Source organism: Candidatus Glassbacteria bacterium (genome assembly GCA_019456185.1).
In the GTDB taxonomy this organism is placed as follows: domain Bacteria; phylum Gemmatimonadota; class Glassbacteria; order GWA2-58-10; family GWA2-58-10; genus JAJRTS01.
This window is the reverse complement of record VRUH01000044.1, coordinates 22,530-32,062: the sequence shown is the minus strand read 5'-3', so window position 1 is coordinate 32,062 and position 9,533 is coordinate 22,530. Positions and strand designations below refer to the sequence as shown.

The window sequence follows — 9,533 nt, the reverse complement described above, 5'->3', positions numbered from 1 at the left end:
ACGTGGCCCGGGCGGTGGCGACAGGTCTGAAAGCCGAGCAGCTGGTGTTTCTCACCAACGTGCCCTGCATTTACGATGATGTATACCAGTTGACAACGCTTAAACCGGACCAGGCCGAAAGCCTGATTGAAAGCGGGATTATCGCCGGGGGAATGATCCCCAAGGTCCGCTCGGGAATCGCCGCGCTGGAAGCCGGCGTATCCCGCGTGGTGATCACGGATATCGACGGGCTGACTGCGCGGCTGGCCGGCGAAGAGGCCGGCACGGTTATCGAGAAGTAATACTTACTCGTATCGATGGATCAGAGAGCAACGGAGAAGTGATGAAGAAGAACGTGAAAAAAGTTGTGCTCGCCTATTCCGGCGGACTGGACACCTCGGTAATTATCCCCTGGCTCAAGGAGAACTACGAGGGCTGCGAGGTAATCGCATTCGCCGCCAACCTGGGCCAGCGCGAAGACCTTACGGGGCTGGAGGAGAAAGCGAAAAAGAGCGGGGCCGGCAAGTGCTACGTGCTCGACCTTCGCGAGGAGTTCGTCACCGACTATATCTGGCCCACGCTCAAAAGCGGCGCGGTCTATGAGCGCAGCTACCTGCTGGGTACCTCGATGGCCCGTCCGCTGATCTCCAAGTACCTGGTGCAGGTGGCCGAGCAGGAGGGGGCCGACGCCGTCAGTCACGGGGCCACGGGCAAGGGTAACGACCAGGTGCGTTTCGAACTGACTGTCAAGGCGCTCAACCCCTCGCTGAAAATTATCGCCCCCTGGCGCGAGTGGCATATCCGCAGCCGCGAGGACGCGATCGACTACGCAGCCGCGCACGACATACCGGTGGAAGCTACAAAAGAAAAAATATACAGCCGCGACGAGAACCTGTGGCATATCAGCCACGAGGGCGGCGAACTGGAAGACCCGTGGAACGAACCGAAAGAGGAGATGTTCAAGCTGTCCGTCTCCCCCGAAGCCGCGCCGGACGAGCCGACCTACGTCGAGATCTCCTTCGAGCGGGGCGTGCCGGTGGCAATCGACGGGAAGAGCATGAAGCCGGTGGAACTGGTGGAGCAGCTCAACGAGCTGGGCGGAGCCAACGGGATCGGCCGGGTGGACATGGTGGAAAACCGGCTGGTGGGGATGAAAAGCCGCGGGGTCTACGAAACCCCCGGCGGCACGATTCTGGTGGCGGCTATCCGGGAGCTGGAACAGCTCTGCCTCGACCGCGAGAGCCTGGCCTGGAAAGACCGGATCGCCCAGAAGTACGCCTGCCTGGTCTACAACGGCCAGTGGTTTACCGCGCTGCGCGAACAGATGGATGCGTTTATCAACGAGTCGCTCAAATTCGCCACGGGCAAGGTGCGGTTCAAGCTGTACAAGGGAAATATCATCTCCGCCGGCCGTCAGAGCCCGCACTCGCTCTACCGCGAGGAGTACGCTACTTTCGGCGAGGAGGATGTCTACAACCAGCACGACGCCGAAGGGTTTATCAATATTTTCGGCCTGCCGCTGACAGTGGAGGCGATTCTGGACCGCGAGGGAGCCAGGCCCACCGGACGGCGGGCGAAATAGCGAGAGCCGGGAGATAATACGGTGGTTGAGGAAAAGGGCAAGATGTGGGCCGGGAGGTTCAGTGAAGGGACCGACCCGCTGCTGGTTAAGTTCAATGCATCGATCGGGTTCGACCGGCGGATGTGGCGCGAGGATATCGCCGGCAGCCGGGCCTACGCCGCTGCGCTCGAACGCGCCGGACTGATTACGGCCGAGGAATGCGGGCGGCTGGACGACGGGCTGCGCCAGGTGGCCGAGGAAATCGAGAGCGGCAAGTTCAGCTGGAGCGAAAAGGACGAGGATATCCACATGGCGGTCGAGCGCCGCCTGACCGAGATCGCCGGTCCGGTGGGCGGCAAGCTCCACACGGGCCGCAGCCGCAACGACCAGGTGGCCACCGACATGCGCCTGTGGGTCAAATGCGCCTGCCGGGAGATCGACCGGGATTTGCGGATGCTGATGACCGAACTGCTCGAACAGGCCCGTCCGCACGTGTCCACCCTGATGCCCGGTTTTACACACCTTCAGCAGGCACAGGTGGTGAGCGCGGCTCATTACCTGTTGTCGTTTTTCTGGATGTTCGAGCGCGACAGGGGCCGGTTCCGCGACACAGCCGAGCGCGCCGATGAACTCCCGCTGGGTTCGGGTGCGCTGGCCGGCAACGCGATCGGTATCGACAGGCAGTTTCTGGCCCGCGAGCTGGGATTCGGCCGGGTGAGCGCCAACAGCATGGACGCCGTGAGCGACCGTGATTTCGTGGTCGAGTTCATCTCGGCGGCGTCGCTGGCGATGGTGCACCTGGCGCACCTGGCCGAGGACCTGATTGTCTATTCCAGCCAGGGGTACTCGTTCGTGGCGCTTAGCGATTCGTTCACAACCGGCAGCAGCCTGATGCCGCAGAAGAAAAACCCCGATTCGCTGGAACTTGTGCGGGGCAAGTGCGGCCGGGTAACAGGGAGGCTTACGGGTCTGCTGGCGACACTCAAGGGGCTGCCGTCGACCTACAACAAGGACCTCCAGGAAGACAAGGAGCCGCTGTTCGACTCGTTCGACACCCTGCGCGACTCGCTGAGAATCACCGCCGGAGTGGTGGCCACGATGGAGTTCCGCGCCGAGACGATGCGCGCCTGCCTGGACGAGTTCCAGCTGGCCACCGATTTGGCCGACTACCTGGTGGCCCGCGGCATGCCGTTCCGTCAGGCCCACGAGGTGGTGGGCAAGCTGGTGCGCGAGTGCGAGGACAGCAACACCGCCCTCAGCGAGCTGCCCCTGGAAAGCTATCAGCGGTTGAGCGAACTGTTTGAGGAAGACGTGAGAAAAATACTGGATTTCGACACGTCGCTGGCCTCGCGCGAGGCCAGCGGCGGTTCCGCGCCGGAAGCGGTGGAGCGGCAGCTTGCCGCGGCGGCGGACGCACTGGCCGGTGGCGAAGAGAAAGCGCTGGACGTGGAGTAGGTTGTACGCAAGCGTATCCGAAGAAAACAGCGGGGCAGGCCATCCGGCCTGCCCCGCTGTTCTGTCAGAATCGAATTTCGTAACGCTCAGCTGCCGGTTCCGGCGGCGAGGCCTGCTTTGAGCTCGGCGCGGATTTCGATAAACTCGCCGTTGCGCGGGTCATCGGGGAACGACTCGATAATCTCGTCGAGCATCGCGATCGCCTGCTCGGCCTGGCCCGCCTGGCGATGGGTGCGGCTGATGCTGGAGAGGATTTCGACCCGCTGGAAATCGTACTCGGCCAACTCCAGCGCCCGGTGGTAGTTCTCCAGCGCCTGCGGGTATTCCTCGAACTGCTCGTGGCAGGCGGCGATTCCGACCAGGCAGTTGATCAGCAGGGGATCGTCACCGCCGTTTTCATCCATGTACCGGTTGAACAGTTCCAGAGCGCGGTCGTAGTCGCCGGAATTGTAGTAGCTGTCGGCGGCAAAATAGACGGCCTTGCGGCCCTGCTCGGTACCGGAGTAGTCGTCGGCCACGTTTTCAAAATCAACAGCTGCTAGGCTGAACTGGTTGCTGATAAACAGCCCCTCGGCCTTGAACATCGTCAGAGCGGCCTCGGAGCGAGTTTCGGCGCGGAAATTGACGTACATCCAAGCCAGTCCGGACAACACCAGCACGCCGATAATCCCGCCGATAATCTTACTCGTGTGCTCCTGGATATAATGGCTCGCCTCGAACGCACCGCTGACGAAGGCGTCTTCCTTGAGTTCTTTTTTACTGATTCTTTTCCTGCTCATTAAAGCCTGCTCCTTTTGCCCGCGGGGCAGTCACATTCCTTGATAACAATTGGTCATCGGGTAAGGCAATATAATATACCGGACGGGCACTGGCAAGTGCTTGAAGGAGTTAGGGGACTTATGATAATCAGCCGGCGGGATGCAGTTTTTCACGACGGGATGCCTGTTAAGGAGAACTCCGCATGTGATCGACAGAATAGGGGTTGAATACGATTCGCGAGGAGCCGGAGACGATTGTCACGCCGCCCTCGAACGGGAGCGTGAACGTGGGGCCGCGTTTCATCCATTCGATCAGATCGATCAGGTTGCCGGTCTCGTCGATAGCCAGCCTCATGTTGTCGAATTCTATCGTGCCCGCGTAATCGCCGGCAAAAGCTGTTCCGTTGTTCAGCTTTAGATTGGTCGGAACGGATACACCGTTGACTTTGCCCCATATACCTGTGAATTCGACTGTACCGCCGATAAACAATCTGCCTGTATTGGAGAAATCGCTGTAGATAATTTTCAGGTCGAATGCCGAGGCCTGCGGAGTATCCAGGCTGTTCAGGATCACTTTATCTGACAGGGCGTTGCCGGTGAAGCTGCCCAGGATCCGCACGGTCTCTTCATCGTTGGTGACCTGCGAGGAAACCCTGAGCGCCTCCAGATAAGTGTCGTACAGCTCCTGGAAAATCTGCTGGGTTAACTGGATTTTGGTATCGTCGGAAACTGCGACATTGGCCAGGTTCTGGCCGGATGTCAGCGAGCCTCCGAACTGCTCGTTGGTGGAAATTGAAAGGGGATCGCTGCGGTCGCTGCTGCAGGAGGAACCGAGCGAGATGGCCGCCAGGGCGAGGATCAGAATCAGTGTTTTCATGGCTGGTCCAATGCTCCGCGCCGGGCTTAAAGTCAGCCCGGAACGTGATCGAAAAACTAAGGGCTGAATCCGATAGTTTCTGAACCGGAAGTGATTGCCGCCGTCCTAGCCAAACGGATTGTAATAAGGGTTGAAGAGAAGCCTGGATGAGCCTGAAACGATTGTCACGCCACCCGCGAACGGGAGCCTGGGGCGCTCCAGCGCGGGAATTTTCAGCCACGCGATCAGGTCCACCAGATTCCCCTGCGCATCGATAGCCAGCCAGAAATTATCGAACTCAATCGTCCCTGAGTAGTCCCCGGCAAAGGCCAGGCCTTTGCTCAACTTCACGATGTAAGGTACTATCTTGCCGTTCACCACTCTCCACTCGCCGGTAAATTCCACGGTCCCGCCGAAAAACAGCCGGCCCGTATTGGAGAAGTCGTTGAACACCATTTCCAGGTTGTAGATTGAGTTCCCGGATGAGGGGGGACTGCCGGGGATAGTAATATTGGACATGGCGTTGCCGGTGAAACTGCCCAGAATCCGCACAGTCTGCTCCTGGTCCGGGGCCCGGGAGGCTACTCCAATGGCCTCGAAATAGGTATCATATAATTGCAAGAGAACCCGCTGGATGAAATCGAACTTGGTATCCTCGGAAACGTCGACGTTTGACAGATGTCCCCCGGATACCAGCGAGCCGCCGAACTGATCGTTGGGGGAAACTGCAAGGGGATCGCCGCGGTCGCTGCCGCAGGAGGCAAGGCAGAAGGCGGTGGAGATCAGCAGAAGGAAAACTCGTGACATTGTTTTTCTCCCTGTCCAGCGCTGGGATTGCTCCAGCACACTGCGTCAGCCCGGACCGTAATCGAAAAAGTAAGGGTTGAATCTGATAGTTTCTGAACCGGAAGTGATTATCACCGTTCCAGCGAGGGGAAGCGAGTTAGTCGGGCCATATTTAGCCACACTATCTATCATCGCTTGCATGTTCAGCACCAGCCCGTTGGGGGCGAGCGCCATATGGAAGTTTTCAAACGTAAGCTGACAGGCGTAATCTCCACTTATGTCTGTCGTTCCCCTCACAATGAATTTAGACATTCGTTTAGCGCCGCCGATATATCTCCATTCGCCAAACAGTTCCAATCCACCGGCGTAAAAAAGCATTCCTGTTTCGGAGTAGTAGTTAACGTATTCCACCAGAACGGCAGGTACTGCTGTAGTGTCGGTTCCGACTAACGCCCTGGCCAGCGCGTAACCGTTGTGGTTGCCCATGACCCTTATGGCCTCGCTGGTGTCGGAGTGGGTTATGATGGCGAGGGTCTTGTTGAAGTGGCCACGGATATCCTCGAAAAAGAACTGGGTAGCCCGGTACCTGTTCGATTCGTCAACAGCCAAGTTGGCCCTACCCGCTCCGGGAGACAACGAACCGCCGCCGCCGGGAGCCAGGGGATCGCCGCGGTCGCTGCTGCAGGCCATAATACTGATAAACATCGCGAGACATGGTACAAGGGATGTCCGGAGCATCATATTTTCCTCGCTTTAAGCAGATAAATCATTGTATGTCAAGGGAGTAGTGGGCCGTATGGGTTGAAAATTATTCTTGAGGAACCGGACACGATTGTCACACTACCCTTGACCGGTACATTGGGGTTGCTAAAGTCCAAAAGCTTGCTCTGTTCCAGAAGAAAATTGTCGAACTCGACTGTCCCGGAGTAGTCCCCGGAAAAGGACAACCCCCCATTCAACTTCCTGTAACCAGCGTATTTAGGGCTCCAGCTGCCATAACATTCCACTGTACCGCCGTAAAACAGCCGCCCGGTATTGGAAAAGTCATTGAAGACTACTAGCAGGCCGGAGATAGGCCTCCGTGAGATTGACTTAGTATACCCAGGCTCTTCCCAATTCGGTATCCCCGCCGCGCTGTCCTCGCTGGAGGGAGGATCGTCGGAATTAAGGCTAGACTCATCCGGAAATATTTTTTCCGACACGGTATGTCCTTTAAAATTACCCAGCACGCGAATGGCTGACACGTTGTCGTCTATCTTCGCCAAAGCGTGGACAGACTCATCGTACGAATTCCAAACCTGTTGAAGAATCAGCTGGATGAAATCGAACTTGGTATCTTCGGAAACGGCCACGTTGGGCAGATGTCCGCCGGATATCAGTGAACCGCCGAATTGGCGGTTGATGGATGCGGAGATCGGGTCTCCGCGGTTTTCGCCGCAGGCGAGGGCGAAGAGAAAGAGAAAGAGCACTCTAGTTGCGTTTTTCATGGCTGGCTCCTCGGTCACAACTTGGTTGTCGATCGGCTCGGTGCGCTTACCAGCTTTTGTTGTGGTCCCAGAGATCCAGTGTCAGGCCGAAGAAGAAATACGTGCCCGGCGACCCGGCGCCCTCGATAAACCCGTAAATATTGGGATCGTTGTTCAGCAGGTTGTTGACCCCGCCGAAAAATTCGACAGGCTCGCCGATTCTTTTCGAGAAAAAGAGGTGGACCAGGCTGTAGCCGTCGGCCTTGTACCGGTCGGAGATAATCCTGGAACCGACCGAGGTCAATCTGACACCGGTCTTGAACCCCCAGTCGAGGCGTTCATAGCGCAGAACCGCCGTATTGAGCAGGTCTGGCTTGTTCAGCAGGCGCTTATCCGTGGCCTTGTTGCGGGTTTCCACCAGCGTCAGGTCGTTGGAAAATTTGATCCTGTCGGTTATCTTGAGAGTCACTCCCGCCTCGAAGCCCTGGCTCATGGCCCGCTCGATATTCCGGTACTGGAGCAGGGGGCGAATCCAGGGGACCTCCAACTGCGCGCCCGTGACCCCGGTGAATAGCGAGTCGAACCCGACAGTGACCGGGTTGATCATGTCCTCGAGGTCGTTGCGGAAGAACCGGACGTCGCCGCTGAACCGCCTCAGACTGCCCTCCAGGCCGATTTCCCAGGTGTCGGATTTTTCGGCGGTCAGGTCGGGGTTGGGCCTGATCAGGCTTTCCTTGGTCGGGGACTCGATATAGAGCTCATAGACACTCGGCGCCCGGATACCCCGGCCGAAAACACCCTTGATCCGCAGGTTTTCCAACAGGGAGAGCGTGACGCTGGCCTTGGGGCTGAAGGTGGTGCCGAACTGGGAATGGTCATCGTAACGCGCCCCCAGCACGAACAGCAGCGGCTCGAACGGCTGGAAAATATCCTGGATGAACACGGCGTTGTTGTCCACGTCGTACTCGCTGGAGTTGTCCTCCCGGTTATCCTTTCTGACCTCGGCGCCCACCGTCAGATAGTTGCCTTCGGTAAAGGTGTAGCTGAATCTGGTCTCGAACTGGTAGAGGTCCTGGAACAGCTCGTAGTCGGTATCGGTCTGGGTGTAGGGATTGAAATCGTCTCCGAAAATTTCGGGATAGACCGCGATTGCTGTGTTGAACCTGTAATAGTTGCCCCGGACCAGGAATTCAGCCCGCTCGGGCACAACATAATTATACTCGGCAAAAAGGGACTTGCGGTTGTTGGTATCCACCCGTCGCCCGTCGCCCCAGAAGTAGGGCCTGATTCCGGTGCGTTTCACCAGCGATCTTTCGAAACCGCCCTGGATCAACTGGCGCGGGGTGAGATCGAACGATAATTCCACTCCGCCGGCGCGAAGGTTTTTCTCGTCCCCGTCGGTCCAGGGAGTCTCCTCGTAGCGGTCGAAACTGCTCTCGCGGTCGAAACTGGCGTAAAGCGAGTAACCGAGTTTTCCGGCGCGCTCGGTCATATAACCTTTGACAAACGGATTGGCGGCCTCGCCGTACTTGCTCTGGCCGTAGCGAAAGGAGATGCCGGCCAACATATCCTCGGGCGGTTTCTTGGTGATAATGTTCACCACGCCGCCGATTGCATCACTGCCGTAGAGCGCCGAACTGGGTCCGCGCACGATCTCGATCCGCTCGATCATGGCCGTGGAGAGGTCGTCGAGATTGACGTTGCCGCGGAGTCCGGCGGCCACCCTGCGTCCGTTGATCAGCACCAGCGTGTGGGTAGAGCGCAGCCCGCGCAGGCTGGCCGACACCCCGCGGTCCTCGTCGCCCTGGAGGTAGGTGCTGCGCGCCTCCATCATGGCGTCGGCCACGGTCATCGCGCCCATTTCCTGGATTCTTTCAAAGCTGATTATTTCGACTGCGGCAGGGACTTTCTTCAGATCGATAGGGATGATCGTAGCGGTGACCGATACGCGCGGCATGGTGTCCCTGACCTCGATCCCGGGCATCGGGATCACCACTTCTACCAGCTCGAAATCAACCACGGTAACGCTGTCCGCGTTGATATAGACCGTTTTAAAGCTGGAGCGGTAACCGGTCATCGCGGCTATCACCTGACGGTAGCCGGTGGGAGCCTGCCTGATCTCGAACTTGCCCGTTTCGGTGGATACCGCACCCAGTCTGGTCTGGCGGATAGTGATCTGGGCGCCGGTCAGCGGTTCGCCAGCCTCGTCAAGAACGGTCCCGCGGACGATGCCGGTATTGGCGGCATGCAGAACGGAGCAGCAGGCTGACAGCATGACCAGACAGAGAATGCGATTCATGGGGAGCTCCCTTGGGAGAAACCTGGTCAAATCTCCGGCGCCGGAGTGGCGCAGGCTAGATTGTTCGCGGGAGGGCGGCCGATCCGCCGGGGTCCGCGCAAAAAGTAATAACGGTATGATTACTTGCATGGACAGCAATTATCTTGCAAGGCTTTCTGCAGCCCGAAGCCAGATGCGGCTCCAGCTGGCGGGAATCCGCAAACCGCGCCAATTATTACCGCAGTCACTTCCGAATGTTCCGGATTTTTCCTCACATTAAGAATGTCAGCGATAAGCTGAACGCCGGTGGAAGGAAACCAGAGGCCCCGCCTTGATGGCACAGCGGAGCGGGTCCGGTAGTTAATCTCCAAGCTCCGGCGGTCGTTCCCCACAT

Annotated in this window: 9 protein-coding genes and 1 pseudogene (1 of these 10 only partly in view); 4 read left to right on the top strand and 6 right to left on the bottom strand. The window is 58.3% G+C overall.

Features of this window, described 5'->3' with window-relative positions; translation table 11 throughout:
* Window positions 1-79: pseudogene (locus tag FVQ81_13880) on the top strand (hypothetical protein); it begins 473 nt to the left of the window's first position.
* The coding region (locus FVQ81_13875; protein ID MBW7997637.1) for an acetylglutamate kinase at window positions 1-281 on the top strand (281 nt) is incomplete at its 5' end. The pseudogene FVQ81_13880 and the gene FVQ81_13875, both read left to right, overlap by 79 nt.
* Before the next feature lie 53 nt (window positions 282-334).
* The gene (locus tag FVQ81_13870) at window positions 335-1,561 is read left to right on the top strand and encodes an argininosuccinate synthase (protein ID MBW7997636.1); all 1,227 of its coding nucleotides are present in this window, start codon (window positions 335-337) and stop codon (window positions 1,559-1,561) included.
* A gap of 42 nt (window positions 1,562-1,603) precedes the next feature.
* On the top strand, window positions 1,604-2,995 hold the full coding sequence (gene argH, locus FVQ81_13865) for an argininosuccinate lyase (GenBank protein ID MBW7997635.1): 1,392 nt from the start codon (window positions 1,604-1,606) through the stop codon (window positions 2,993-2,995).
* Between the two features lie 86 nt (window positions 2,996-3,081).
* On the opposite strand, the gene FVQ81_13860 is transcribed toward argH, so the two are convergent.
* From FVQ81_13860 to FVQ81_13835, 6 genes are all read right to left on the bottom strand, one after another.
* The gene (locus FVQ81_13860; GenBank protein ID MBW7997634.1) at window positions 3,082-3,774 is read right to left on the bottom strand and encodes a tetratricopeptide repeat protein; all 693 of its coding nucleotides are present in this window, start codon (window positions 3,772-3,774) and stop codon (window positions 3,082-3,084) included.
* 166 nt (window positions 3,775-3,940) lie between these two features.
* On the bottom strand, window positions 3,941-4,630 hold the full coding sequence (locus FVQ81_13855; GenBank protein ID MBW7997633.1) for a hypothetical protein: 690 nt from the start codon (window positions 4,628-4,630) through the stop codon (window positions 3,941-3,943).
* Between the two features lie 105 nt (window positions 4,631-4,735).
* The gene (locus tag FVQ81_13850) at window positions 4,736-5,416 is read right to left on the bottom strand and encodes a hypothetical protein (GenBank protein MBW7997632.1); all 681 of its coding nucleotides are present in this window, start codon (window positions 5,414-5,416) and stop codon (window positions 4,736-4,738) included.
* A gap of 45 nt (window positions 5,417-5,461) precedes the next feature.
* A complete protein-coding gene (locus FVQ81_13845) occupies window positions 5,462-6,004 on the bottom strand; it encodes a hypothetical protein (protein ID MBW7997631.1) in 543 nt (180 codons plus the stop codon).
* A 167-nt stretch (window positions 6,005-6,171) separates the two neighbouring features.
* Window positions 6,172-6,882 (bottom strand): hypothetical protein, encoded by a 711-nt coding sequence (locus FVQ81_13840; protein MBW7997630.1) that lies wholly within the window; start codon window positions 6,880-6,882, stop codon window positions 6,172-6,174.
* Window positions 6,883-6,928: 46 nt separating this feature from the next.
* Window positions 6,929-9,289 (bottom strand): TonB-dependent receptor, encoded by a 2,361-nt coding sequence (locus FVQ81_13835; protein MBW7997629.1) that lies wholly within the window; start codon window positions 9,287-9,289, stop codon window positions 6,929-6,931.
* Window positions 9,290-9,533: the final 244 nt, after the last annotated feature.

Excerpts from the sequence above, each read along its gene's own strand:
- FVQ81_13855 (MBW7997633.1), bottom strand. The coding sequence starts at position 4,630 with ATGAAAACACTGATTCTGATCCTCGCCCTGGCGGCCATCTCGCTCGGT.
- FVQ81_13850 (MBW7997632.1), bottom strand. The coding sequence starts at position 5,416 with ATGTCACGAGTTTTCCTTCTGCTGATCTCCACCGCCTTCTGCCTTGCC.
- FVQ81_13835 (MBW7997629.1), bottom strand. The coding sequence starts at position 9,289 with ATGCAAGTAATCATACCGTTATTACTTTTTGCGCGGACCCCGGCGGAT.
- FVQ81_13840 (MBW7997630.1), bottom strand. The coding sequence starts at position 6,882 with ATGAAAAACGCAACTAGAGTGCTCTTTCTCTTTCTCTTCGCCCTCGCC.
- FVQ81_13860 (MBW7997634.1), bottom strand. The coding sequence starts at position 3,774 with ATGAGCAGGAAAAGAATCAGTAAAAAAGAACTCAAGGAAGACGCCTTC.
- argH (MBW7997635.1), top strand. The coding sequence starts at position 1,604 with ATGTGGGCCGGGAGGTTCAGTGAAGGGACCGACCCGCTGCTGGTTAAG.